23 protein-coding genes are annotated in these 23,290 nt (G+C 67.9%); 9 read left to right on the plus strand and 14 right to left on the minus strand.

The features are described 5' to 3' along the window. Window positions 1-124: 124 nt before the first annotated feature. The 6 genes from J7654_RS04120 to J7654_RS04145 all read left to right on the plus strand — a co-directional run bounded on the left by J7654_RS04120 (window position 125) and on the right by J7654_RS04145 (window position 3,988). The gene (locus tag J7654_RS04120) at window positions 125-1,159 is read left to right on the plus strand and encodes an iron ABC transporter substrate-binding protein (protein ID WP_209738474.1); all 1,035 of its coding nucleotides are present in this window, start codon (window positions 125-127) and stop codon (window positions 1,157-1,159) included. After that, window positions 1,156-2,199, plus strand: coding sequence for a FecCD family ABC transporter permease (locus J7654_RS04125; protein ID WP_209738476.1), 1,044 nt, complete (start codon window positions 1,156-1,158; stop codon window positions 2,197-2,199). Before J7654_RS04120 ends, J7654_RS04125 begins: the two co-directional genes overlap by 4 nt. Then, a complete protein-coding gene (locus J7654_RS04130) occupies window positions 2,196-2,996 on the plus strand; it encodes an ABC transporter ATP-binding protein (RefSeq protein WP_209738478.1) in 801 nt (266 codons plus the stop codon). The genes J7654_RS04125 and J7654_RS04130 overlap by 4 nt, the downstream gene beginning before the upstream one ends. After that, window positions 2,993-3,202: a TOBE domain-containing protein gene (locus J7654_RS04135; protein ID WP_209738480.1), complete on the plus strand. Its 210-nt coding sequence runs from the start codon at window positions 2,993-2,995 to the stop codon at window positions 3,200-3,202. Before J7654_RS04130 ends, J7654_RS04135 begins: the two co-directional genes overlap by 4 nt. Window positions 3,203-3,204: 2 nt before the next feature. After that, complete coding sequence (gene tsaA, locus J7654_RS04140) at window positions 3,205-3,696, plus strand: tRNA (N6-threonylcarbamoyladenosine(37)-N6)-methyltransferase TrmO (RefSeq protein WP_209738482.1); 492 nt, start codon at window positions 3,205-3,207, stop codon at window positions 3,694-3,696. 130 nt (window positions 3,697-3,826) lie between these two features. Next, entirely contained in the window at window positions 3,827-3,988 is a 162-nt protein-coding gene (locus J7654_RS04145) for a hypothetical protein (protein ID WP_209738484.1), read from the plus strand. 113 nt (window positions 3,989-4,101) lie between these two features. Here J7654_RS04145 and J7654_RS04150 read toward each other — a convergent pair whose 3' ends face one another. The 6 genes from J7654_RS04150 to J7654_RS04175 all read right to left on the minus strand — a co-directional run bounded on the left by J7654_RS04150 (window position 4,102) and on the right by J7654_RS04175 (window position 11,039). Beyond that, window positions 4,102-5,214, minus strand: a complete 1,113-nt coding sequence (locus tag J7654_RS04150) for a mechanosensitive ion channel family protein (RefSeq protein WP_209738486.1) — start codon at window positions 5,212-5,214, stop codon at window positions 4,102-4,104. A gap of 278 nt (window positions 5,215-5,492) precedes the next feature. Then, on the minus strand, window positions 5,493-6,362 hold the full coding sequence (locus tag J7654_RS04155; protein ID WP_209738488.1) for a sugar phosphate isomerase/epimerase family protein: 870 nt from the start codon (window positions 6,360-6,362) through the stop codon (window positions 5,493-5,495). Next, complete coding sequence (locus J7654_RS04160; RefSeq protein WP_209738490.1) at window positions 6,359-7,423, minus strand: ABC transporter permease; 1,065 nt, start codon at window positions 7,421-7,423, stop codon at window positions 6,359-6,361. Before J7654_RS04160 ends, J7654_RS04155 begins: the two co-directional genes overlap by 4 nt. Next, window positions 7,420-8,424, minus strand: a complete 1,005-nt coding sequence (locus J7654_RS04165) for an ABC transporter permease (protein ID WP_209738492.1) — start codon at window positions 8,422-8,424, stop codon at window positions 7,420-7,422. Before J7654_RS04165 ends, J7654_RS04160 begins: the two co-directional genes overlap by 4 nt. Next, a complete protein-coding gene (locus J7654_RS04170) occupies window positions 8,417-9,940 on the minus strand; it encodes a sugar ABC transporter ATP-binding protein (protein ID WP_209738494.1) in 1,524 nt (507 codons plus the stop codon). The genes J7654_RS04165 and J7654_RS04170 overlap by 8 nt, the downstream gene beginning before the upstream one ends. Before the next feature lie 88 nt (window positions 9,941-10,028). Further along, on the minus strand, window positions 10,029-11,039 hold the full coding sequence (locus tag J7654_RS04175) for a substrate-binding domain-containing protein (protein WP_209738496.1): 1,011 nt from the start codon (window positions 11,037-11,039) through the stop codon (window positions 10,029-10,031). A 255-nt stretch (window positions 11,040-11,294) separates the two neighbouring features. On the opposite strand from J7654_RS04175, the gene J7654_RS04180 reads away from it, so the two are divergent. Then, on the plus strand, window positions 11,295-12,329 hold the full coding sequence (locus J7654_RS04180; protein WP_209738498.1) for a substrate-binding domain-containing protein: 1,035 nt from the start codon (window positions 11,295-11,297) through the stop codon (window positions 12,327-12,329). Window positions 12,330-12,475: 146 nt separating this feature from the next. On the opposite strand, the gene J7654_RS04185 is transcribed toward J7654_RS04180, so the two are convergent. Together J7654_RS04185 and pobA are read right to left on the minus strand one after the other, a co-directional pair. Further along, the gene (locus J7654_RS04185) at window positions 12,476-13,117 is read right to left on the minus strand and encodes a nucleoside/nucleotide kinase family protein (RefSeq protein ID WP_209738500.1); all 642 of its coding nucleotides are present in this window, start codon (window positions 13,115-13,117) and stop codon (window positions 12,476-12,478) included. Window positions 13,118-13,216: 99 nt separating this feature from the next. After that, complete coding sequence (gene pobA, locus J7654_RS04190; protein WP_209738503.1) at window positions 13,217-14,401, minus strand: 4-hydroxybenzoate 3-monooxygenase; 1,185 nt, start codon at window positions 14,399-14,401, stop codon at window positions 13,217-13,219. Between the two features lie 107 nt (window positions 14,402-14,508). Between pobA and J7654_RS04195 the strand changes: the two genes are divergently transcribed. Then, window positions 14,509-15,396: a helix-turn-helix domain-containing protein gene (locus J7654_RS04195; RefSeq protein WP_209738505.1), complete on the plus strand. Its 888-nt coding sequence runs from the start codon at window positions 14,509-14,511 to the stop codon at window positions 15,394-15,396. Between the two features lie 11 nt (window positions 15,397-15,407). On the opposite strand, the gene J7654_RS04200 is transcribed toward J7654_RS04195, so the two are convergent. The 4 genes from J7654_RS04200 to J7654_RS04215 form a co-directional block, all read right to left on the minus strand. Continuing rightward, a complete protein-coding gene (locus tag J7654_RS04200) occupies window positions 15,408-16,736 on the minus strand; it encodes a TRAP transporter large permease (protein WP_209738507.1) in 1,329 nt (442 codons plus the stop codon). 151 nt (window positions 16,737-16,887) lie between these two features. Further along, complete coding sequence (locus J7654_RS04205; RefSeq protein WP_209738509.1) at window positions 16,888-17,415, minus strand: TRAP transporter small permease; 528 nt, start codon at window positions 17,413-17,415, stop codon at window positions 16,888-16,890. An 11-nt stretch (window positions 17,416-17,426) separates the two neighbouring features. Continuing rightward, window positions 17,427-18,470 carry a TRAP transporter substrate-binding protein gene (locus tag J7654_RS04210; RefSeq protein WP_209738511.1) on the minus strand — a complete coding sequence of 348 codons (1,044 nt, stop codon included), beginning with the start codon at window positions 18,468-18,470 and terminating at the stop codon, window positions 17,427-17,429. Window positions 18,471-18,614: 144 nt separating this feature from the next. Next, window positions 18,615-19,421: an IclR family transcriptional regulator gene (locus J7654_RS04215; RefSeq protein WP_209738513.1), complete on the minus strand. Its 807-nt coding sequence runs from the start codon at window positions 19,419-19,421 to the stop codon at window positions 18,615-18,617. Between the two features lie 145 nt (window positions 19,422-19,566). Between J7654_RS04215 and J7654_RS04220 the strand changes: the two genes are divergently transcribed. Further along, window positions 19,567-21,255: a thiamine pyrophosphate-requiring protein gene (locus J7654_RS04220; RefSeq protein ID WP_209738515.1), complete on the plus strand. Its 1,689-nt coding sequence runs from the start codon at window positions 19,567-19,569 to the stop codon at window positions 21,253-21,255. A gap of 333 nt (window positions 21,256-21,588) precedes the next feature. Here J7654_RS04220 and J7654_RS04225 read toward each other — a convergent pair whose 3' ends face one another. After that, the gene (locus tag J7654_RS04225; RefSeq protein WP_209738517.1) at window positions 21,589-22,506 is read right to left on the minus strand and encodes a 5-oxoprolinase subunit C family protein; all 918 of its coding nucleotides are present in this window, start codon (window positions 22,504-22,506) and stop codon (window positions 21,589-21,591) included. A gap of 32 nt (window positions 22,507-22,538) precedes the next feature. Next, window positions 22,539-23,276: a 5-oxoprolinase subunit PxpB gene (pxpB, locus tag J7654_RS04230; RefSeq protein WP_209738519.1), complete on the minus strand. Its 738-nt coding sequence runs from the start codon at window positions 23,274-23,276 to the stop codon at window positions 22,539-22,541. Window positions 23,277-23,290: the final 14 nt, after the last annotated feature.

Genomic DNA, 23,290 nt, shown 5'->3' on the forward strand with positions numbered 1-23,290 from the left:
CGAGCCTGCCGCCGATCCGCCGGAAACGGACATAGGATGAGGTTCGATCGCAGGAACCATATTGTGCTGGCCGCATAGTCCGATATGGTCGTTCATACATATCGAGTTTGCATGGGCGAACGGCATGTTGATTCTCCGGCGTGGCCTTCTCACGCTCCTCGTCACCATCGCGCTCTTAGTTCCCGCGCTCGCCCAGACGCGCATCTTCACCGACGATGCCGGGCGCATGGTCGAGATTCCCGGGCGGGTGGAACGCGTGATGGCGGCGGGACCGCCCGCGGCGGTCCTCCTCTATTCCCTGGCGCCGGACAAGATGGCGGGCTGGGTCACAGCTCCTTCGGAGGAGGCCAGGGCCTTCCTCGCCGAGCCTTATCGCGACCTGCCCGCCCATGGACGCCTGACGGGGCGCGGCGGAACGGCCAATGTGGAGGCGGCCCTCGCCATGCGCCCGGACATCATCCTCGATGTCGGCACGGTGGACGAGACCTACGCCTCGCTCGCCGACCGCGTGCAGGAGCAGACCGGCATTCCCTACGTGCTGATCGAGGGGCGCTTCGAGGGCACGGTGGAGACGATCGAGAAGGCGGGCGACCTTCTTGGGCAGGAGGAGCGGGCCGAGCAACTGGCCGCCTACGGGCGCGAGGCCCTCGCCCGGCTCGACGCCCTTCTGGCGCAGGTTCCGCAGGACGAGCGCCCGCGCGTCTATTACGGACGCGGCCCCGAAGGGCTGGAAACCGGCGTCGCGAACTCCATCAACACCGAGGTCCTGGAGGCCGTCGGCGCGGTGAACGTCGCGCGGTCGGCCGGCTCTGGCGGGCTCGCCGGCGTTTCGGTGGAGCAGGTGCTTGCGTGGGATCCGGACGTGATCCTGACGCTCGACCCCGCCTTCCACGCCTCCTTGGCGGCCAATCCCCTCTGGGCCGGCATCGCGGCGGTGGAGAACGGGCGCGTCTTCCGGGCTCCGGCACTACCCTTCGGCTGGTTCGACGCCCCGCCCGGCATCAACCGCCTCATCGGCGTCTCCTGGCTCGCATCGGTTCTCTATCCCGATCGCTTCGAGGATGACCTTCGCGGCGAGACGGCCGAATTCTACCGCCTCTTCTACCGGGTCGATCTCACCGAAGAGCAGCTCGACACGCTTCTTGCGGATGCACAGTGAACGGAGCGCGTCGAGCCGCGGCGGCCAGCCTCGCCATTCCCCGGCGCGGCGCTCCTCTCGGCCTCCTCGTGCTGGCGGCGCTCCTGTTCTTGGCGCTCGGGACCGGCCGCTACGAGGTCTCGCCGGAGGAGATCGCGCGCATCCTCCTCGCGCCCCTGACGGGCACGGAAAGCGGGGCGAGCGCCACGGCCGAGACGGTGATATGGAACGTGCGCCTGCCGCGCGTCCTCACCGGCCTTCTGGTCGGCGCGGCGCTGGCCACGGCCGGTGCCGTCTATCAGGGCCTCTTCCGCAATCCGCTCGTCTCGCCCGACATTCTCGGCGTCTCGGCGGGCGCGAGCCTCGGCGCGGTGCTCGGCATCTTCCTCTCCCAGTCCGCCCTGATGATCCAGGCGCTCGCCTTCGCGGGCGGGCTTCTGGCGGTCACGCTCGTCGCCCTCCTCGGCAGCGCGATCCGGGGACGCGACCCCATCCTCGTCCTCGTTCTGGCGGGCGTGGCCATCGGCGCGCTTCTGGGGGCGCTGATCTCGCTGGTGAAGATTCTCGCCGATCCCTACAACCAGCTTCCCGCCATCACCTTCTGGCTGCTCGGCAGCCTTGCGAGCGTCACGCGCGGCGATCTTCTGTCCATCCTCCCGGCCATCCTGCTCGGCCTCATGCCGCTGGTGCTGCTGCGCTGGCGCATGAACCTGATGACGCTCGACGACGAGGAGGCGCGCTCGCTCGGCCTGGAAACGCGCCGCCTGCGCATCCTCCTCATCGCCGCCGCCACCTTGATGACGGCCGCCGCCGTCTCCGTCTCCGGGGTCGTCGGCTGGATCGGGCTGCTGGTGCCGCATGTCGCGCGCATGATCGTCGGGCCGGACTTCTCTCGCCTCCTGCCGGCCTCGCTGATGCTGGGCGGGGGCTATCTCGTGGCGGTCGACACGCTGGCGCGCACCATAGCCGAGATCGAGGTGCCGCTCGGCATCCTGACGGCGGCCATCGGCGCGCCCTTCTTCCTGTGGCTTCTCACGACGACGCGGACAGGCTGGCGATGAGCTTCCTCACCGCCGCCGACCTCGCCTTCGGCTATCGCGGCGCGCCGGTCGGCCGTGACGTGACCCTGTCCGTCGCGCGCGGCGAGGTGCTGGCGCTGCTGGGCCCGAACGGGTGCGGCAAGACCACCCTGTTCAAGACCCTTCTCGGCCTCCTGCCCCCGCGGGGCGGACGGCTGCTTCTGGAAGGGCGGGAGGTCGCGGCCTTCACGCGCGCAGAGTTCGCCCGGCGCGTCGCCTATGTGCCGCAGGCGCACGGCGCGACCTTTCCGTTCCGGGTGCGCGAGATGGTGCTGATGGGCCGCGCCAGCCGCATCGACACCTTTGCCACCCCTTCCGCCATCGACCGCCAGGCAGCGGACGCGGCGATGGAAACGCTCGGAATCGCGCATCTGGCCGACCGTCTCTTTCCCGAAGTGTCGGGCGGCGAGCGGCAGATGGCGCTGATCGCCCGGGCCCTGGCGCAGGAGCCCGCCATGCTGGTGATGGACGAACCGACCGCCAGCCTCGATTTCGGCAATCAGGCGCGCGTCCTCGAGCGAATCGCAGACCTGTCGCGCTCGGGTCTTGCCATCGTCCTGTCCACCCACGATCCCGGCCACGCCTTCGCCTGCGCCCACCGCGTTGCCCTGATGAAGGGCGGGCGGGTGCTCGCGACAGGGTCGCCGCAGGAGGTGGTGACAGCCGAGGCTCTGCGCGGCCTCTACGGCGTGGAGGTGGCGATCGCCTATATGCAGGGCGCGGGACGGCACGTCTGCGTGCCGACGCTCACACGAAACGAGAAGGAAAGAGATTCATGAAGATCAGCGCTCGCAACCTCATCGAGGGCAAGGTGGTCGAGGTCACGAAGGGCGCGACCACAGCCCATGTGAAGCTCGACATCGGCAACGGCACCATCGTCACCTCCTCGATCACCAACCAGTCGGTGGACGACCTCGGCCTCGAAGTCGGCAAGCAAGCCTACGCGGTCATCAAGGCCTCCGACGTGCTCGTCGCCGTCGACTGACCATGGTGCGCGAGAACGAGATCCGTGCGGGCGAAGTCTCGGTGGAGGCGCCCGCGGCAACGGATGCGGGCCTTGCCTTCATCGGCCGCATCCGCACGCCCTGGACGCATCGGCGCGCGGCGCCCCGGCAGGGGCGCAAGGACGGCCCGCCCTGCCATATCGAGATCTTCGAGCCCTGGGTCACCGCACTTCAGGGGATCGATGCCTATGAGGAACTGGAGGTTCTTTACTGGCTGCACCTCTCGCGGCGCGATCTTGTCCTCCAGAGCCCGGCGAGCGACGGCACGGTGCGCGGCACCTTCGCGCTGCGCTCGCCCGTTCGGCCGAACCCGATCGGCACCTCCATCGTCAAGCTGGTGAAGCGTGAGGGGCCGGTGCTGACCGTCCAGGGGCTCGATTGCCTCGACGGAACCCCGCTCGTCGACCTCAAGCCCGACCGCTGCCGCTTCACCCCCCTCGCCCCGCCCCAGCCGGGAGACGACGAGACGGCATAGACGCGACCGAATAGCTCAGCGCTCGGTCGATGAAGCCCCTGCAGAGCAGCCGGCGATTTTGCCGCTTGCCCTCTTTCGGGGTCATTTATCGTGTAGGTACAGCGTACGAAACCGGATTGGCGAAATCGAAATGTCCACCACCACCACCACCACCCCGCTCCTCACGCATGACCAGATCGTTTGGAAAGAAGGCCGCGACGCCGCCAAGAAGCGGGCGAAGAAGAAAGACAACCCCTACGCGCAGGGGAGTTCGGATCATCGCGCCTGGAGCAAGGGCTTCAAGGGCGATTGAGACCGGCATTCGCAACGCCGCACCACCGGCCCGACCTTCGGCACCCCATGGCGGGGAAGGCAGCGCGCGGCGGTGCCAGCCATGCGAAGCGGGAGGTGCGGCGACGACGCGGCTCAGGCGCCCACGAGGATCGTCTCCCGCTTCGCGGGTGGGGCCGACCGCTGTCCTGGCTGGATGTCGATATCCGTTCGCGATCTCGGAAGTGCCTCCGGCATCTCGGCCTGGATGAAGGAGATGAGCTTCTCGCGCACTTCGCATCTGAGATCGAAAGCGGTTGGTGCGTTGCGGGCGCTGACGAGGACGCGAACCTGCATCGTCGCCTCGGTCGTCTCGACGATCTGAAGACCCGCCACCTGCCGATCCCATAATGGGGACGCCTCGGCGATCTCGCTCAGCTTGGCCCGGATACGATCCACCGGGGCACGATAGTCCAGGTAGAGCATGACGACGCCGATGAGCGAGGCCGTCTCGCGGGTCCAGTTCTGGAACGGCTGCTCGATGAAGTATCGAAGCGGGACGATCAAACGGCGCCAGTCCCAGATCTTGATGACCACATAGGTCGCTGTGATCTCCTCGATCGTGCCCCACTCCCCTTCCACGATGACGGCGTCGTCGATGCGGATCGGCTGGGTCAGCGCCAGTTGCAGGCCGGCAAAGAGGTTCGAGAGAACCGGCTGGGCCGCGAGGCCGACGATGACACCCGCGGCGCCACCGGCGGCGAGGAGGCTGACGCCGTACTGGCGCACGGATTCGAACGTCATCAGGGCCGCGGCCGTGGTTATGACGATGATGACGAGCGCCACCGCCCGCCGGAGAATTCGCGTCTGCGTGATATGCTTTCGGGCCAGAAGATTGTCTTCGACGTCCATGCGATAGCGCCGAAGATGCAGGCCCACGGCGACGTCCAGCGCCTTGAGGGCGATCCAGCCGACCAGTGCGATGAAAGAGGCGGACAGCAGCCGCGAGATGGTGTCGCTCGTGTAGACGGTGAACGGCGCGAATGGCAGCGCGGCGCTCAGGGCGAAATTCACGAGAGCCCACCGGGTGGGAACCTTGGTCTCGGAGAGAAGGCGATGCGCGAAGACCTGATCCTGTTTCAGCAGCGATCGGATGCCTCGCAGCAGCAGGCCGTGGACGGAGATGGCCAAAGCGGCGGCAAGCAGCAGGAGGCCCGTTCCAACCGCCCAGCCGGGGAGCCAGCTCAGGCGCGCTATGATGTCTGGCATGGTGTCATATCCGGCAAGCGTTGACCTCCCCAGCATTCGAGCTAGGGCATCGCTTGCGTGATGCTACCCATACCCCGGGGCGCGCTCCCTCTTCCTTCCATGCGCGCACGGAGCCCGCGCCCCGGAGATCACCGGGCCGAACGAGACGTTCGCAGGTCCACCCGGCCCCGATCTCGTGGACCTTGCCATGCCCGTCCGCGCCGGAATTGTCTCCGGCAAGCGCGTTTCCGGGAGGTGCCAGGGTCCGGTGACGGCTGCCCCTCCAGCCCGCGAGCCTGTCAGGCGAACGGGCTTTTCGTCAGCCCGTACTGCGCGGCCTTGGAGCGCAGGAAGGGCAGGCCGACGCCCAGCACTTCTTCACGGGAGGGCGCCACCGGGCGCCAGACGGAGAGGGCCGAAGCGATCTGCGGGGGAACCTCGATGAAGCTCTCCATCGCCATGCCGCCCTTGAAACCGATCGCCGCGAGCGCGGCGAACACCTCATCCCACGCCACCGTGTCGTTGCCGGGCGTGCCGCGATCGCTCGCCGAAAGGTGGATGTACTTCAAGTGCTCGCCGGCGATCAGCACGCCGTTGGCGATGCCCTTTTCCTCGATATTCATGTGGTACGTATCGAGATGGATGAAGACGTTCGGCGCGCCGACCTTCTCGACCATCGCCACCGCCTGGGCCGCCGTGTTCAGGATATGGTTCTCGTAGCGGTTCACCGCTTCCAGGCCGTAGCCCATGCCCCGCTCGGCGGCGTAGGCGGCAGCCTTCCCGACGACCCGCGCGGTGGCGTCGATCTCGGCTTCGGTCGGGCCGACGCCGGTGCGCTGGCCGATCGCGCCATAGATGACGCCGCTCATGGCCCTGGCGCCGATCGCGTGGCTCTTTTCGATCGCCATCTTCAGAAAGTCGAGCGCGCCGTCCGGGTCGTTCGTCGGGAGCTTGTCGAGCGGCAGGCCGAGCGAGCAGACGCATTCGACCTCATGGCGCTCCAGGAGCGAACGCGTGTGCTCGGCGTCGACGCCGTCCGGGTCGAGCATGGTGATCTCGAGGAAGTCGATCTTGTGCTTCACCGCCTCGGGAATGGCGAACTCTGCGGCCTGCCGGTTCCACTCCATCGCCCACATCGCGGTGTGGACGCCAAAACCCGATACACTCATTGATTCGGTCCCTTGGTTGCCGGCGCAGGCGTTCGGCCCGCGCGAAGGAAAGAGCCCAGGGCGAGTTCGCCCCACACATATCGCAGCACCATCACCAGGATCAGGATGCCGCCCCACAGCGCCGTCGCGAGGTGCTGGTTGGTGCCCAGAAGATTGAGGCCGGAACCGATCACCTGCAGGATGACGAGCGCGATCACCACCGGCAGGACGCGCCCGAAGCCGCCGAACGGATCGACGCGCCCGAGGAAGCAGGCCAGCACCGTGATCAGGAGGTAGGACTCCCCATGGCCGATGCGCACGGAGTTGAAGCGTGTGAGCATGACGATGCCGGCCACCGCGCACATGACCCCCGAGAGGGTGTAGATCAGCGTCACCATCCTGCGTGTGTCCACGCCCGAATAGCGCGTCGCCTCGATGTTGGACCCGAGCATGTAAGTGGAGAAGCCCAGGCGCGTGCGCCGAAGCACCACCGCCCAGATCGCGACGCACAGGATGAAGATCAGAAGCGGGATCGGAATGCCCAGCACCGAACCCTGTCCCAACTGCACCACATAGGGAGGGAAGCCGGAAACGTCGCCGCCGCGGGTCAGAAACTCGCCGAGCCCGCGCAGGAAGATCATCATGGCGAGCGAGACGAGGATGGGGTGCGCGCCGGTATAGGCGATGACGAGGCCCATCGAGCCACCGATCAGCGCGCCCGTCAGGAGGGCCGCGAGGACGCCGAGCACGAAGATTTCAGGTCCGGCGGCAGGACCGCCGCCCCATTGAAGCACCCAGGCGAAGACGAGCCCCGCGATGTTGGCCGAGAAGGTGATGGCCAGGTTCAGCCCGCCCGAGATGATCGGAATGAGCATGGCGAGCGTCAGGAGGCCGAGTTCGGGGAGCTGGAACGCGATCGAGGTGAAGGTGGCCTGCGACACGAAGCGTCCTGTCAGGCCCTCCAGCAAGAGAACGAGCACGAGGAGGACGCCGATAAGGCTCAAGGCTTCGCCGACGCCCGATCCGCCGGCGCGCTTCTGCGAGCCCGGTCGCCCCAGGAGAGCCGATACCACCTGTTTCATCGTGCGGCCTCCGCGCCGGCCCTGCGATCGCGCAGGCGTTCCTTCAGCCCCGCGATCGTCTCGGAGGACAGGCTGATCGCGACAAGGATCACCGCCCCCACGATCATGCGGAACGCGTAAGGGGAGACGCCGAGCAGATTGAGCCCGTTCTGCGTGATGGAGATGAGGACGAGGCCGAGGACGGCGCCGAGCAGCGTGCCGCGCCCGCCCCCGAGCCTTGCGCCGCCCAGAACGACGGCGGCCAGCACCTCCAGCTCACGGCCGTAGAGCGCGTTCGGCACGATCTCGCGGGCGTAATGGGCCTGCATCAGCCCTGCGATGCCCGCACACGCGCCGAGCCAGCCGTAAGCCAGATAGTGCATGGCCCCGATGCGGATGCCGAGCCGCCGCGCGCCCTCCGGATTGTCGCCCATGGCAAAGAGCTGTCGCCCGATCGAAAGGCGCCGCAGCAGCAGCCAGGTCGCGAACACGACGAACACCATCGCAAGCACCGGCAGCGTGATCTCCGCCCAGCCGATCGCCGTCTCGTACTCGAACAGGATGACGCGCCGCGACAGCCAGGACGGCAGGTCGTAGATCGACACGCCTCCGGTGAAGAACATCAGCAGCCCGAAGAACAGGTTGAAGGTCGCGATGGTGACGACGATCGAGATGATGCGGAAATGGTAGATCAGCGCCGCATTGATGGAGCCGAGCGCCGCGCCGAAAAGGATCGCGAGCGAGATGCCGATCGCCCAATTGCCGCCGCCCCACTCGGCCAGCGTGATCGCGACGAGATACTGGACCACGGAGGCAGCCACCGCGAAGGAGATGTCGATTCCGCCCGCGATGAGCACGACCAGGAGGCCGGCGGCGAAGATGATGTTCACCGACGAATAGTTCAGGATGTCGAACAGATTGACCAGCGTCAGGAAAGTGTCGGTCGCGATCGACAGGTAAAGGCAGATGAGGGCGATGACGACGAACAGCCATCGCTCCGTCGCGCCGATCGATTTAAGCATGGACGTCCCTCTCGATGGCGTCGACCTCTGTCTGCTGCGGCCTGTATTCCCCGACCACCCGTCCGTCCCGCATGTGAAGCACGCGGTCGGCGTTGAAGTAGGCCTCGCTCGCCTCGTCGGTGATGAGGAGGATGGCCATGCCGGCATCGGCGAGTTCGTGGACGATGCGGAAGATTCCCGCCTTCGCCCCCACGTCGACCCCGACCGTCGGCGCATCGAGGATCAGGAGCTTCGGCTCGGTCGCCAGCCACTTGGCGAGCACGATGCGCTGCTGGTTGCCGCCCGACAGCGTCGAGACGGCGTCCTCCCGGTGGCCGATCTTCACCCGCAGGCGCTCGATCCATCCATCGACCAGATCGCGGCGGCGGGAGGCGGAGAGAAGACCGGACGCCCCGCGCAGCTTTCCAAGGACCGTCACGACGGTGTTGTCGGCGATCGACTGCGGCTGGATGAGGCCGAGCGACAGCCGGTCCTCCGAGACATAGGCGATGCCGGCCCGGATCGCGTCGCGATTGGAGCGGAAGGAGACCTCGCGCCCCTCGATCGCGATCCGCCCACGGTCCGGGCGGCGCATCCCGAAGATCGAAAGCGCGAGTTCGGTTCGCCCCGCGCCCAGCCGACCGATGAGGCCGACGATCTCGCCCGCGCGGATCTCCATGGAAACGTCCTCGTACTCCCCGCCGCGCGAGAGGTTCGAGAGCGACAGCACCGGCTTTCCGAAGCCGCGCGAAGCATCGGCCCGGAGCGCGTCGTCGAAGGTCGAGCCGGTCATCAGCTCGGTCAGTTTCGTCTGTGTCATGCCAGCGGTCGGGAATGTGCCGACGAGGCGGCCGTCGCGCAGCACCGTGACCCGCTCGCAGACCTCCAGAACCTCGGCAAGGCGGTGGCTGACGAAGACGACGGCGATGCCTGCGGCGGACAGGCGCCGCACGATCTCGATCAACGCATCGGTCTCGGAGCGGGAGAGCGAGGCGGTCGGCTCGTCCATGAAGACGAGCCGTGCCTGCGCGACCAGCGCCCGCGCGATGGCGACGAGCTGACGCTGCGCGATCGGCAACTCGCGAACCGGCCTCTCGAGGTCGAGCAAGACGCCGAGCCGCTCCAGCGTGCCCGCCGCCGCGCGGCGCATCGCTCCGTAGTCGACAAGGCGAGGCGCGCCGCCGAGATTGCGCTCTATGGCGATGTTCTCGGCCACACTCATTTCGGGAAAGAGAGAAAGATCCTGCCAGATCACCTGGATGCCCAGTGCGCGGGCCCGGGCCGGATCGAGACCGGAGATGTCCTCGCCATCGAAGCGCATCACCGCGCCGGGCTCGGGCTGATGCACCCCGCTGATGGTCTTGATGAGAGTGGACTTGCCGCAGCCGTTCTCACCGGCAAGGCAAAGCACCTCGCCCGGCATCACCTCGAAAGCGACGTCGTTGAGTGCGAGCACGCCGCCGAAGCGCTTGGAGATGCGGGACAGCTCCAGAAGCGGACGGTCTGCGGATCGGTTCGGGGATACGGCGGAGGACATGGGCCGGCCTTCGGGTCAAAGGCGCTCGCACGCCTCTTGCGAAGAAAGGCGGGCACCCGCAGGGGGTGCCTGCCCGTCGAATGTCTCGTCAGAGGCCGAGAGCGGCGAGATCGTCCACGGTCTCGCGATTGATCTCGACGAGCTGGTCCACGATGATCGTGCGGTTCTCGGCGTCGGGCTCGACGACGCCGAGACCCTCGATCTCCATGCCGGCGGTGATCTCCTCACCGCGCGCCAGCATCGTGCCGAGCGTGACGAAGACCTCGCCCGCCTGCTTGGGGTTCCACATGAAACCGCCGGTCAGGATGCCGTCATGGACGAGCTGGCGACCCTGGCCGGGCGAGAATGGCCCGAGCACGATCACTTCGCCGCTGCGGCGGCGCTCTTCCACGGCGCGCGCCGCGCCGATCGGCCCCTGGCTGCCGAAGCCCAGGAAACCCTTGATGTCCGGATGGGCCCGCATGAGGTCGAGCGCCGTGCGGCGCGAGGCATCGACGTCCTCGGCCACACCGTAGCGCTCGCCGACGAGTTCCATGTCCGGCTCGTTCGCCTCGATCCAGGCGATCGCGGCGTCCGCCCAAGCGTTGTGCAGCGGAACGGTGAGTGAACCGACGAAGACGGCGTACTTGCCTTCGCCGCCCATCAGCTCGGCAAGACGCTGGCCGTAGGCCTCTCCGAACCCTTGGGCCGACGCGAGCTCGAAGTCCCAGTCGACATTCTGCTGGCCGGGGGATTCATGGGTGAGGACATGGATGCCGGCCTCCATCGCGCGCCGCAGCACGGGCTCGAGCACCTGCGCATCGTTCGGGACGACGCCGATCACGTCGACGCCCTGCGCGATGAGATCTTCGACGGCGCGCACCTGAAGCGCCGGATCGGCGCTGGTCGGCCCGACCATGAAGCCGTTCACGCCCAGTTCGGCCGCCTTCTCCCGGATGCCGGCTTCCATCGCGTTGAACCAGGGAATGCCGCCGATCTTGGCGACGACGCCGATCGTCGGGGTTTCAGCGCTCTGAGCGAGCGCCATCGGCGCCGATACCAGGATTAAAGCTGCGGATGCGGCGCCCAGAAGGGCGCGACGGGTCGTTGATGCACGCATGAAGGACCTCCCGTTCCTTGCGGGGACCAGCGGCAGGCCTCCCGTCGACCGTCGGCATCATCTCCCAAACCGACTTGCCGAAAATGCTAAATCCATTTAGCAGTGGCGTCAACGGGTGGCTGTCGGATCGCAACGGTTTGCCGTCCGCCGGTCCGGACCGGGTTCGGACCCCTCGGGCGCGAGCGGGTGATGCTTCGGGCATCGAGACCGATATCGGCCGGCCGCAAGGATGGCGTGCCTCGCGGAGGAGGATGTGTGAGGAAGCGGGAGGACCGTGCACGGTCCACCATCTACGATATCGCCAAGCGGGCGGGCACATCCGCCTCGACGGTCAGCCTCGTGCTCAACGGGAGCTGGCAGCGTTATCGCATCAATTCCGATACCGCGGCTCGGGTCCGGGAGGCGGCGGACGCGCTCGGCTACCGGACCAACCAGCGCGCCAGGGGACTGCGCCTTTCGCGTTCGAGCCTCGCCGGAATGGCGATCCCTCATTACCGGAACCGCTTCTTCGCGGGGCTCGCGGAAGAGTTCGAGGCGCAGGCGCGCTCGCGCGGGCTGTGCCCCGTCGTGGTTTCCACCCAGCGCGACAGGGCGACGGAGCGCTTCGTGATCGAAACCCTTCTCGCCCAGCAGGTGGAAATGGTGATCGTCGCCGGCGTCGACCGGCCGGACATCCTGAACGAGCTCTGCGCCCTGGCCGGGATCGCCTGTGTCAACCTCGACCTGCCGGGCTCGAAAGCGCCATCCGTCGTGTCCGACAATCGCGGCGGGGCCCGGAGGCTGACCACGATCCTCGTGGACGAGGTGCGCGCACGGGGCGGCGACCCCTCGCAGATCGCTTTTGTCGGCGGAAATTCCGGCGAGTACGCCACCGAGGAGCGGCTCGCGGGATTCCGCGAGGCGACGGCCGGTTTCGCCCTCGACGAGAGCCGCGTTCTTCGATGCGGCTATTCGCCGGCAACGGCGGAAGCCCTGATCGAGAGCTGGGCGCGACAGGGCGATGGCTTCCCGCCCGGCATCTTCGTCAATTCGATCACCGCATGCGAAGGGTTCGCGGCGGTCTTGCGCCGCCGCCTGGAGCTGGGCCAGCGAACCTCGCTCGCCTGCTTCGACTGGGATCCGTTCGCCGCTTCTCTTCCCGTCCCGATCGCCATGATGCGCCAGGATGTCGACCGCCTGATCGGCGCCTGCTTCGAGCTCATCGAAAGGGAGGAGCCGTGCGAGGCGGCGATGATCACCGTGGAACCGACGCTGGAGATCGTGTCGGCCTTCGGAACGGCCGCCGGCTGAGCATCCCCCCGGAGCCTCGCCGCTCAGGTTCGGCGCGGACCGTCCCGGTCGACGACGGGAGAACTCGCGTCATCGACGCCGATGCACGCGATGAGCGACGGTCCCTTAAGGCGCCGAGGGAACCGACGCCCCCACGGTCCGGCCGTTCAGCCGGAGGAGTTCACGACGCGAAAATCGGGCTCGACGCTTCGTTCCAGCACGAGGCGGACGTTCGGCAGATCGTTGCCTTCGAGCTTGGCCCGGGCGTCCTCGATACCCAGCCCCGACCAGCGGCCATGAAGGCGCGCGGCGATCTCCTCGTAGGGTGCCTCCAGCATCGCCGTAAGGTCGAAATGCGTGCGCAACGGTGCCCAGCGCGGATCGTCCAGAAGAAGGTAGTTGCCCTCCACGAGCACGATGCGCGAGGCGGGACCGACGATCCGGGCGCCTGCTCGCGCGATCTCCAGTGCGCGGTCGAAGACCGGCACGGCGACCTCTCCCATGGCGGCCTTGACCCGGGCGAGCATGATGTCGAGGCCCTCGACGTCGAAAGTGTGCGGCGCGCCCTTGCGGGGCCGGTGGCCGCGCGCGTTCAGCACCGCGTCGTCATAGTGGAAGCCGTCCATCGGCAGCAGTTCGGCCCAATCGGCCCGAAACACGTTCAGCCGCTCGCGAAGCGCCTCGGAGAAGGTGGACTTGCCGACGCCCGGCGGCCCCGCGAGCGCGACGAGGATGCGCCGAGGCTGGACTTGCGCGCGCGCCGCGATCTCATCCGCCAGGGTTTCGAGCGTCCGCCATTGGCCGTTCATCGTCCGTTCGCCCTTTCGCTGCCACCGCAGGCTTCTGGCCCCGTGCCCCATCGAAATCCAGGCCCTGCGGGAAACATCCGCCGGCCGTCGAAGGACTTATCAGGCCTGGCCGGCATCCGGCACGAAGCCGGTGTAGTTCTCCGCGAGTGACTGGCGGGCGACGCGCGATGCGCAAAGATAGTCGAAATCGGCGCGCTGGATGCGGCGCGTGAAGGCATCCTCGTCGTGGTAGGTGTGCAAAAGCCGCGTCATCCACCAGGAGAAGCGTTCCGTGCGCCAGGTGTTTCGAAGCACCCGCGCGCTGTAGGCGTCGATACCGGCGGAGGACCGTTCCCCGCAGCATTCCTCGAGCGCCGCCCCCAGAACCGCGACATCGTGGATCGCCATGTTGAGCCCCTTGGCCCCGGTCGGCGGCACGATATGGGCCGCATCGCCGGTGAGGAACAGGCGGCCGAAGCGCAGGGGTTCGGCCACGAAGGAGCGAAGCGGCGCGATGGATTTCTCGATCGAGGGCCCGGTTCGGAGCCGTTCGGCCGTCTCGGGGTCCAGCCGCCGGCGCAATTCGTCATAGAAGCGATCGTCGGACCAGGCCTCGACCTTCTCCTCCATCCCCACCTGCACATAATAGCGCGAGCGCGTCCGCGAGCGCATGGAGCAGAGCGCGAAACCACGCTGGTGATGCGCATAGATCAGTTCCTCGGCCACGGGCGGTTCGTCCACCAGGACACCGAGCCAGCCGAAGGGATAGACCCGTTCGAAAACCGAGAGGGCGCCGTGCGGCACGCTGGCGCGCGATACCCCGTGAAAGCCGTCGCAGCCGGCGATGAAGTCGCAGCGGATTTCATGGCTCGCGCCATCCTTGCGGTAGGTGACGCGCGGTCGCTCGCCGTCGAAATCGTGCAGGGCGACGTCCTCGGCCCCATAGACGGTGAGCGCCCCGGACGCTTCGCGGGCCTCCATCAGGTCTCGCGTCACCTCCGTCTGGCCATAGACCGTGACGCGCCGCGCGACGAGTTCGTGAAAATCGATGCGCAGCCGTTCGCCATCGAACGAGAGTTCGGCCCCATCATGGGCGCTGCCCTCGCGGTCCATGCGCTCGCCCACCCCGAGGCGGCGGAGCAGATCCACCGAGCCCTGCTCCAGAACGCCGGCGCGGATGCGCCCGAGGACGTAATCGGCGCTGCGCCGCTCGATGACGACGGCGTCCACACCCGCCCGTTCGAGAATCCTGCCGAGCGTCAGCCCGGCCGGCCCCGCTCCGATGATCGCGACCTGCGTGCGCATGCAACCTCCTCCCGTGCCGCGCGGCGGCGGCATGCCCCTCGCGAAGGTGCGCCCCGCACCTCCCCATGCCAATGGACAGGCCGCGCATTGAAATGGATTATGAGAACATGCTCTCCATTCCGACCTATGCGCTTTACGGCGAATCCGAAACCGACAGCCGGCACTGGCTGCACTGGGAAACGATCACCTCGCGCTCGCGCCTGCACGGCTTCCGCATCGATGCGCATCGGCACGACCAGTTGCACCAGATCGTCTATCTTTGCGCGGGCAGCGCCGAGTTGATGCTGGACGGGGAGAACATCTCTCTCGCCCCGCCCAGCCTCGTTCTGCTGCCCCCGCTGGCCGTGCACGGCTTCGCCTTCTCCAGCGACGTGGACGGTTTCGTGCTGACCGTCGTCGCGGCCGAATTCAACGAGGCGGTGGCGGCCCTGCGCCTCGACGGGACGGGCCTGACGGGGGCCGGCGCCCTTCGTCCCGCGGAAGGGCTCGCCGATGCCCCGGCGCTCGATCGCGCCGTGCGCGACCTCGTGGAGGAAGCCGGGCGCCCCCTGCCCGGCCAGGACGGCGCGCTTCGCGCCCGGTACGGCCTGCTGCTCGTGCTCGCGCACCGCATGGATCTTGCCGCCGCGCGCATCGCCCGGGCCGAACCCGGCCCCGCCGAGGCCCACGCGCGCCGGTTCCTGCGCCTCGTGGACCTGCATTACCGCGACACGCGAAAGGTCGGCTTCTATGCCGGGCGGCTGGGCATCACGGCCACCCATCTCAACCGCATCTGCCGGCAGGTCTGCGGAAGCTCGGCGCTTGGCGTGATCGAGCGGCGCATCCTTCTGGAAGCACGGCGCTATCTCCAGTTCAGCACGCTGTCGGTGAAGGAGATCGCCATTCTCCTCGGCTACGAGGACCCGGCCTATTTCAGCCGGCTGTTCCGGCGGCGCACGGGCCGGGGCGCCGTTTCCATGCGGCGCGAGCTGCGCCTGCCCCCGCCCCTGGATTGACGCCGCCCCCCTCAACTCATCAGCCAGGCGGGGAAGAAGAGGACGATGGCCGGGAAGGCGACGAGGAGGCCGACGCGGATGATTTCGGCGAAGAAGAAGGGGGCCGCGCCCTTGAACGTCTCCAGCATCGGCACGTCGCGTGCCATGGCGTTGATGACGAAGACGTTCATGCCGACGGGCGGCGTGATCAGCCCCAGCTCCACCACGATGAGCGCCAGAATGCCGAACCAGAGCTTCAGCTCCAGCGGGCTCATGCCGAAATCGAGCTGGGCGATCACCGGCCAGAAGAAGGGCAAGGTCAGGATGATCATGGACAGGGAGTCCATGAACATGCCGAGCAGGATGAGCGCCACCAGCATGAGGATGAGCAATGTGTAGGGCTCGAGGCCCGAGTTGAGCATGAAGCTGGCGGCAGCCTGCGGCACGCCACCGCGCGACATGAAGATCTTGAGAAGCTCCGCGCCGAAGACGATCAGGTAGATCATCCCCGCATTGCGCGCCGTGTCCAGAACCGCGTCGCGGATGTCGCGAAGGCCGATGAGCCCGCGCGCCACACCGTAGACGAGGACGAGGAAGACGCCGATCGAGGCGGCGGGCGTGGGCGTGAAGAGGCCGGCATACATGCCGCCCAGCATCAGGCCGAAGACGATCGTCACGGGGATGACGCCGAGCGTGGCCGAAACCAGCTCCGCGCGGCTGACCGCACCGCCCTTCGGCCCGGCCTCGGGGTATATCCAGGTGTAGACCACGATCACCGCCACGAAGAAGCAGACGGCCAGAAGGCCGGGGATCATCGCGGCGGAGAACATCGTCACGATGTTCACCTCCACGATCACCGAGTAGATGACGAGGACGATGGAGGGCGGAATGAGAATGCCGAGCGTACCGCCGGCGGCGAGCGTGCCGGTGGCGAGAGCGGGCGAATAGCGGTAGCGGCGAAGCTCGGGCAGCGCCACCTTGCCCATGGTGGTGGCGGTGGCGAGCGATGAGCCGCAGACGGCCGAGAAGCCGGCGCAGGCCGCGATGGCGGCCATGGCCACGCCGCCGCGAAGCCGCCCGAACCAGGCGTTGGCCGCCCGGAACAACCCTTGCGAGAGATTGGCCCTCGTCGCCAGATGCCCCATCAGGATGAAGAGCGGCACCACCGACAGGTCGTAGTTGGAGAAGGTGCCGTAGGCGAGCGTCTTGAGCTGCGACAGGAGGATCAGCGGGCCCGACAGCGCCCAGACGCCCGCCATGCCCACCGCCGCCATCGCGAAGGCGATGGGAATGCGGATCGCGATCAGCCCCACGAGCCCGACAAGGCCGAGCACGCCGATCAGAAGTTGAGAACCACCCATCGAGCCTTATCCAGCCTGTTCGGGAGCGCTTGCCGTCCGGCACCGGATTCGGAAAGGCTCGATTTCTCTGATGTCCCGCATGCGCGGGCGGGAGGCGTTCCCCGGCGGTCCTTCGAGAGGCCGCCGGCGAGCGCAAGGGCCGCAACGGCGCTCAAGGGCCGTCGACTTCCTCGGGCAGGACGCCCCGGCTCGCCTGAAGGAGGTTGGTCGCCGCCGCCAGCACCCACAAGGCGAGCGAGGCGAGGATCGGCCCGTAGGCGTACCAGATCGGGAACTGGTAGATCGCCGTGGTCTCGCGATAGGTGTAGACGTCACGAGCGCCCTCGCTCATGCGCCAGAGCAGGAACGCGGCGAGCGCAAGGCCGAAGAAGGCCCCGAGCGCGCCGAGGAACACCACGGCGCGGCGCGGCATCGCCGACGTGAAGATGTCGGCGGTGATATTGGCGCCGGTGGCCTGCCCGTAAGGCAGGAACATGAACATCGCCACCGCCGCGCCGACCTGCACCACCTCGTAGACGCCGGGGAAGGGCCGGCCGAAGAACAGCGCCCCGGCGACGCTGTAGACGTTGACGGCCACCAGGCCGAAAATGACGATCCCTCCGCCATAGGCCCACCAACGCGTCAGCGCGCGCACGAGGCAGGCGAAGCGATCCCTTCGGGAAAGACCGGTGGCCGTCATGGGAGGCGTCCTTACTGCTGGTGCGACGCGATGGCCTCGCGGGCCGCCTCGACGAGCGCCGCGCCCTCCACGCCCTGCCGCGAGACGTCCTCCACCCAGCGGGCGACGACCGGCTCCAGCGTTTCCACGAAGACGGCGCTTTCCTCCGCGGTGAGCGTGACGTGGTTGTTGCCCGCCTCCACGGCGAGCGCGATGCCCGCATCGTCGATATCGCGCCAGATCCGGCCCACCTCCCGCAGCCAGTCCTCCCCGGAATGGTCGAGGAAGATCTGCCGGATATCCTCGGGCAGCGCATCCCAGCGCGCCTTGTTCATCGAGACCTGGAAGACGCTCGTTCCCAGGCGGCCATTGTCGGCCAGTTCGATCTGGTAGTCGGTCAGGTCCTGAAGCTGGAGGGCGGGAATGATCTCCCAAGGAACGAGCCCCCCGTGCACCACCCCGCGCGAGAGCGCCTGCGGGAAGTCCGGCACCGGCATGGACACGGGATTGGCGCCGAGCGCCTCCACCACCCAGGCGCCGGTGCGCGTGGGAATGCGCAACGTGGTTCCGGCCAGGTCGGAAGGCGCACGCACTTCGCGGTCGGCCATCTGGATGGCCTGCCCCGCATGAACGTGCTGGAACAGCACCTGCACGCCGACATGCTCCTGCGCCAGATGCTCGTCGAAGAGATCGGCCATCGCCAGATTCGTCGCCACCGTGTCGTTGGTGTGGACGTTCGGCAGCTCGAACACCTCGGTGCGCGGGAAAAGGCCCGGCGAGTAGCCGTTCAGTGTCCAGATCATGTCCACCACGCCGTCCCGCGCCTGCCGTATCAACTCCTGCGGCGTGCCGCCGAGCGACATGGACGGATAGAGCTCGATGGAGATACGCCCCTGCGAGGCTTCCTCGATGCGCTCGGCCCAGGGGGCGAGCATCCGCGTCTGGGCCGGCGCCTGCGGCCCCAGGAAGTGGTGCAGCGAGAAGGTGAATTCCTGCGACAGCGCCGGGGTGGCGACGAACGCGCAGGACAACATCGCGCCGGCAAGGAACGCTCGGCCGGCAATCCGGATGGTCATGTCTCAATTCCTCCCTGAGCCCGTCTCCCTCGGGCTGTCGTTTCCGACGTTAAAGAGCTTCCAGCCGTGTTGTAAATTGACGATTGGCGCTCCTCTCATAACCTGCCGGTTATGGATTGAACCAACTCTTCGCCCCCTCCCCGTTCAGGTGGCCGCTTCGCCGTAAAGGCGGCGGGCGATCTCGCCGGCGCCCGCGCGAAGAGGAGCGACGAAGCCCTCCATCGCCGCCTCGCCGAAACGCGCCGCCGAGCCGAAGGCGGACAGGGCGCAGATCATGCGCCCGGTGCGCGAGAGCGACGGCACCGCGACGGCGTTGATCTGCGCCTCGCGCTCGCCGCGATTGAAGGCAAGGCCCGTCCTGCGCACCTTGGCGAGTTCCTCCTCCAGTTCGGGGCGCGCGACCATGGTGCTCCGCGTCATCGCCACGCGCTCGGCTGTGTCGAACCAACGTTCGAGGTCGGCTGGCGGCAGATGGGCAAGCCAGGATTTGCCATGCGCCGTGCAATGGGCTTCGAGGCGCGTTCCGCGCCGCACGTCCACGAAAAGCGGCCGGTCCGGCACCGCCCTGGCGATACAGACCACCTTCTCGCCATCGAAGAGCGTGGCCATGGTCGCCTCGCCGATCTCCCCGGTCAGCCGCTCCAGGATCGGCTGGACGACGGGAACGAGGTTGCCGGGCGCCGCGGCGCGAGCGCCGAGATCGGCCAGCGCGAAGCCCGGCCGATAGTGGCCCCGCGATGCCGCCACCACCATGCCCGTTTCCTCCAGCGTGCGCAGGAAGCGATGGGCGGTGACGGCGTTCATGCCCAGATGCGCCTTCAGCGTTGCCGCGCAGATCTCCTCGCGCCCCTCGCCGAAGAGCGAGAGGATCTCGAAGGCCTTCACCACCGAACCGTTGATCTGGCTGCTCACGCACCCTCCGCAGACGCCCACCTTCTTGCGAAGGCTCACCGAGCTTCTTGCCGAGATTGACAAAGCTACGCCCGGCCGTCAACAATTAGGAATACATTTTTCTAATAAAGAAATATAGCCCATGTCCGCGCTTGGCCGATCTGCCGATCCCGCTCCCCCATCCACCCACGCGAATCCGGCCCCGATGACGGCGGGAGGCGCGCTTTTGGCGCGGTTGAAGGCGGTCGGCGTCGATTACATCTTCGCCAATTCCGGCACGGACTTCCCGCCCGTGATCGAAGGGCTGGCGGAAGCGCAGGCACGCGACCTTCCCCTGCCCCACGCGCTCGTCATGCCGCACGAAGCGGCGGCGATGGGCATGGCGCATGGCTACTATCTTGCAACGGGCCGGGCGCAGGCGGTGATGGCCCACACCAATGTGGGCCTTGCCAATTGCGCCATCGGCGCGATCAACGCGGCGGCCGAGCAGGTGCCCGTCCTCCTCTTCTCGGGCCGCACCCCCACCACCGAGGCCGGACGGCTCGGCTCGCGCACCGTGCCCATCGGCTGGGGACAGGAGATGCGGGACCAGCACGCGCTGGTGCGCGAGGCGTCGAAATGGGACTACGAGTTGCGCTTTCCCGAGCAGGTGCCGCAGATCGTCGACCGCGCCCATGCCATCGCCCATTCCACGCCACCCGGCCCGGTCTATGTCAGCCTGCCGCGCGAGACCTTGTGCGAGAGCATCGCCTATCCGGCACTTTCGGCCCCGCCGAGCGCCGCCCCCGCCAAGGCTTGCGCCGATCCGGCGGCTCTTGACGAAGCGGCCCGGCTCATCGCCTCCGCCGAGCGTCCCCTAATCGTCGCGCAGCGCGGCTGCGGGTCGCAGGAGGGCTTCGCCGCGCTCGCCCGCATCGCGGAGCGATGGGCGATACCCGTGGTCCAATACTGGGCGATCCAGCTCGCCATCGCGGCCGATCATCCCATGTCGGCGGGCGTTGATCCTTCGCCCTATATCGAGGAGGCCGACCTCATCCTCGCGATCGACTGCCTCTCGCCCTGGTCGCCGGCCGCCCATCGTCCGAGCGAGAATGCCCGCATCCTCCATCTCGGGCGCGATCCGCTCTACCAGCGCTTTCCGGTGCGTCATTTCCCTTCCCATCTCTCCATCGTCAGCGAGGTCGACGCAGGGCTTCTGGCGCTCGAGAAGGCGCTCGCGCCGCTGCGCGAGGAGGCGGACCGGCGCGTGGAGACGCGCAGGCCCAGGATCGAGTCGCGGGTGCGCAAGACGCGCGAGAGCGTCCTTGCCGCGGCCCGCGCCGGCGCGGGCGATCCGCCGACCAAGGAGCATGTAAGCCTGTGCCTCGGCGAGGCCCTCCGGGGCCGGGAGGCGGCCGTGTTCTCCGAACTCGGCTGCCCGCTGGCGCCGCTTGCCCTCACCCGACCGGATTCGTGGTATCAGGAGCCGCATTCGGGCGGGCTCGGCTGGGCCTTTCCGGCAGCGCTCGGCTTCCAGCTTGCGCGGCGCGAGCGGCTCGTTGTCGCCACCATGGGGGATGGCTCCTACATCTTCTCCAACCCCGCCGCCTGCCATCAGATCGCCGAGGCGCTGGAGCTTCCCGTCCTCATTCTCGTGCTGAACAACAGCGAGTGGGGCGCGGTGCGCCAATCCGTGCTCGGCCTCTATCCGGACGGCTATGCCTCGAAGGCCAACACCATGCCCCTGACCTCGCTTGCCCCCACGCCCGACTTCACTCGCATCGCGCAAGCGAGCCGCGCGTGGACGGCGCTGGTGGAGACGGGCGAGGCGCTGCCGGCCGTGCTCACGGAGGCCATCGCCCATGTCGAGACAGAGCGCACCCACGCCCTCGTCGAGATCAGGGTCCGGCCCTGAGGAAGGCCCCGCCGAAGAACGCGGCGGCGCCTCCATGACGATCCCCCGAATGCCGGGCTTCGGGGGATCGTCATACATGTCGCAGGCTGTGGGCCGCTTGGGGGAGGCCTTTCCGCCGTACGCCCGGCCGACGCCGGAAGATGCGCCGATGATGAACCATGCCTTGGTCATGTATCGTTTCCGCTCGTTCGTTCTGCTCCCGAGACAGGCGCGGCTCTTTGCTGGGGATCAGGCCCTCGGATCGGCGGCGCTCCCGTGTCCGAGGTGACGTGCTGGCGGAAGGGCTGGCCCGTTGTCCGGGCCGGATCGAACGGCTGATGCGACTGAACGCACTCAGGTGCGCGGCTCCGGCGCCGGGGAGAGATCGGAAATCGCCTCCCTCAACCTCATCCTCGCCTCTCGTTCGTAGGCAATGGCCGCCTCCGGGGCGATAGGGCGAAACGCGATGGGGTCTCGCGATACGGTCTGTGCGAGCCGCCCGATGTCGCATGTGATGACAGTGGCGATCTTCGCGTAGCCGCCCGTCGTCTGGCGGTCGGCCATCAGGATCACGGGGTGGCCGGAAGGCGGGATCTGGATCGAGCCCATCACCGTGCCGTCCGACACGATGTCGTGCCCCCGGGCGGAGGAGAGGAGCGGGCCCTCCAGGATCATCGCCATGCGGTCGCGTTTCGAAGTCACGCGGAAGGGTTCGCGTGTCAAGGAGCGCCATGCGTCCGCATCGAAGAAATGGGCTTGCGGTCCCGGCACGACGTGGATCGGGGCGGATCGGGGGCGGAAAGGGCGCGCAAGCGCCAGGAGCGGCGCACCGCTCTCCTCGCCGAGCGGCAGGACGTCACCGGGCCGGAGGCTGCGCCCGTCGAGACCACCGAGACCGCTGCGCAGATGGGTCGCCCGGCTGCCCATCACCGGAACGGTATCGATGCCGCCGGACACGGCGAGGTAGCCCCACACGGCATCGCGCAACGCACCGAGCGTGATCCGAGCGCCTGCGCGGGCATGGAACGCGCGCCAGGCGGGCACGCGCCTGCCGTCCACCACGATTTCGAGGGAACCGCCCGTCACCGCAAGGCGCGCCGGGCGCGACAGCTCGAAGCTTCCGCCTGTCAACGCGAACTCCAGGCAGGCCGCGCCGGGACCGTTGCCCACGAGCGCGTTCGCGATGGCGAACGCCGCCGCGTCCATGGGGCCCGAGGCCGAAACGCCGAAGCGCAGATAGCCGCGACGGCCGGAATCCTGCACCGTCGTCATCGGTCCCGCCTCGCGGACGAAAAGCTCCCGCCTCATCGCGCGATATGCCGATCCGCAAGCCGGATCGCGTCGAATTCGGCACGTTCGATGCGCCGAAAGCGAATGCGATCCCCCGCCTCGAGCAGAAAAGGTGCTGCGCGTTCGGGGGCGAAAAGTCGCAGCGGCGTCTGTCCGATGAAATGCCAGCCACTCGGCCCGGCGACGGAACTGACGCTGGCCTGGACGCCGCCGATGCCGATCGCCCCTTCGGGCACGCGCTGGCGCGGGATCGCGCGGCGGGGCGTGCGAAGCGGCTCGGGCAGACCGGAAAGATAGGCGAAGCCGGGGGCGAAGCCGATCATGGCGACCTCGTACTCGGCCGAGAGATGCAGCTCGACCAGAGCGTCCGTCGTCATTCCCTTGCCGGCGGCCAGCTCGCTCAGGTCGAGGCAGGCCTCCCCCTCATAGAGAACCGGCACGGATATCTCGCGTCCCGCCTCGCGCGCCACGGGAAGGGTTGCCAGGCGCTTCGTCACGCCTCGCGCGATCCTCGCCATATCGGTCTGGATCGGATCGAACGTCACGAGCAGCGAACGATAGGTCGGGACCACTTCGTCGATCCCGGGCAGCGGCGTGGCGCTCAGGGATTGGGCGAGGGCGACAGCGAGCCGGTTGGCGGCCTTGTCGATCGTTTCGCAGAACTCCACCGTCACCGCGCTCTCGCCACAGGAGGCGATGCGCGGGGATGTCAGGGAAGGCGTTCCCTCGGCCGGCCACCAGATTTCTCTCATCGTCGCTCCGGGCA

This window comes from Aureimonas populi, from assembly GCF_017815515.1.
In the GTDB taxonomy this organism is placed as follows: domain Bacteria; phylum Pseudomonadota; class Alphaproteobacteria; order Rhizobiales; family Rhizobiaceae; genus Aureimonas; species Aureimonas populi.

What these genes read in the sequence shown, in the direction of transcription:
- J7654_RS04120 (WP_209738474.1), top strand. Translation starts at nt 125, where the DNA reads ATGTTGATTCTCCGGCGTGGCCTTCTCACGCTCCTCGTCACCATCGCG.
- J7654_RS04130 (WP_209738478.1), top strand. Translation starts at nt 2,196, where the DNA reads ATGAGCTTCCTCACCGCCGCCGACCTCGCCTTCGGCTATCGCGGCGCG.
- J7654_RS04135 (WP_209738480.1), top strand. Translation starts at nt 2,993, where the DNA reads ATGAAGATCAGCGCTCGCAACCTCATCGAGGGCAAGGTGGTCGAGGTC.
- tsaA (WP_209738482.1), top strand. Translation starts at nt 3,205, where the DNA reads ATGGTGCGCGAGAACGAGATCCGTGCGGGCGAAGTCTCGGTGGAGGCG.
- J7654_RS04145 (WP_209738484.1), top strand. Translation starts at nt 3,827, where the DNA reads ATGTCCACCACCACCACCACCACCCCGCTCCTCACGCATGACCAGATC.
- J7654_RS04150 (WP_209738486.1), bottom strand. Translation starts at nt 5,214, where the DNA reads ATGCCAGACATCATAGCGCGCCTGAGCTGGCTCCCCGGCTGGGCGGTT.
- J7654_RS04155 (WP_209738488.1), bottom strand. Translation starts at nt 6,362, where the DNA reads ATGAGTGTATCGGGTTTTGGCGTCCACACCGCGATGTGGGCGATGGAG.
- J7654_RS04160 (WP_209738490.1), bottom strand. Translation starts at nt 7,423, where the DNA reads ATGAAACAGGTGGTATCGGCTCTCCTGGGGCGACCGGGCTCGCAGAAG.
- J7654_RS04165 (WP_209738492.1), bottom strand. Translation starts at nt 8,424, where the DNA reads ATGCTTAAATCGATCGGCGCGACGGAGCGATGGCTGTTCGTCGTCATC.
- J7654_RS04170 (WP_209738494.1), bottom strand. Translation starts at nt 9,940, where the DNA reads ATGTCCTCCGCCGTATCCCCGAACCGATCCGCAGACCGTCCGCTTCTG.
- J7654_RS04175 (WP_209738496.1), bottom strand. Translation starts at nt 11,039, where the DNA reads ATGCGTGCATCAACGACCCGTCGCGCCCTTCTGGGCGCCGCATCCGCA.
- J7654_RS04185 (WP_209738500.1), bottom strand. Translation starts at nt 13,117, where the DNA reads ATGAACGGCCAATGGCGGACGCTCGAAACCCTGGCGGATGAGATCGCG.
- pobA (WP_209738503.1), bottom strand. Translation starts at nt 14,401, where the DNA reads ATGCGCACGCAGGTCGCGATCATCGGAGCGGGGCCGGCCGGGCTGACG.
- J7654_RS04195 (WP_209738505.1), top strand. Translation starts at nt 14,509, where the DNA reads ATGCTCTCCATTCCGACCTATGCGCTTTACGGCGAATCCGAAACCGAC.
- J7654_RS04200 (WP_209738507.1), bottom strand. Translation starts at nt 16,736, where the DNA reads ATGGGTGGTTCTCAACTTCTGATCGGCGTGCTCGGCCTTGTCGGGCTC.
- J7654_RS04205 (WP_209738509.1), bottom strand. Translation starts at nt 17,415, where the DNA reads ATGACGGCCACCGGTCTTTCCCGAAGGGATCGCTTCGCCTGCCTCGTG.
- J7654_RS04210 (WP_209738511.1), bottom strand. Translation starts at nt 18,470, where the DNA reads ATGACCATCCGGATTGCCGGCCGAGCGTTCCTTGCCGGCGCGATGTTG.
- J7654_RS04220 (WP_209738515.1), top strand. Translation starts at nt 19,567, where the DNA reads ATGACGGCGGGAGGCGCGCTTTTGGCGCGGTTGAAGGCGGTCGGCGTC.
- J7654_RS04225 (WP_209738517.1), bottom strand. Translation starts at nt 22,506, where the DNA reads ATGACGACGGTGCAGGATTCCGGCCGTCGCGGCTATCTGCGCTTCGGC.
- pxpB (WP_209738519.1), bottom strand. Translation starts at nt 23,276, where the DNA reads ATGAGAGAAATCTGGTGGCCGGCCGAGGGAACGCCTTCCCTGACATCC.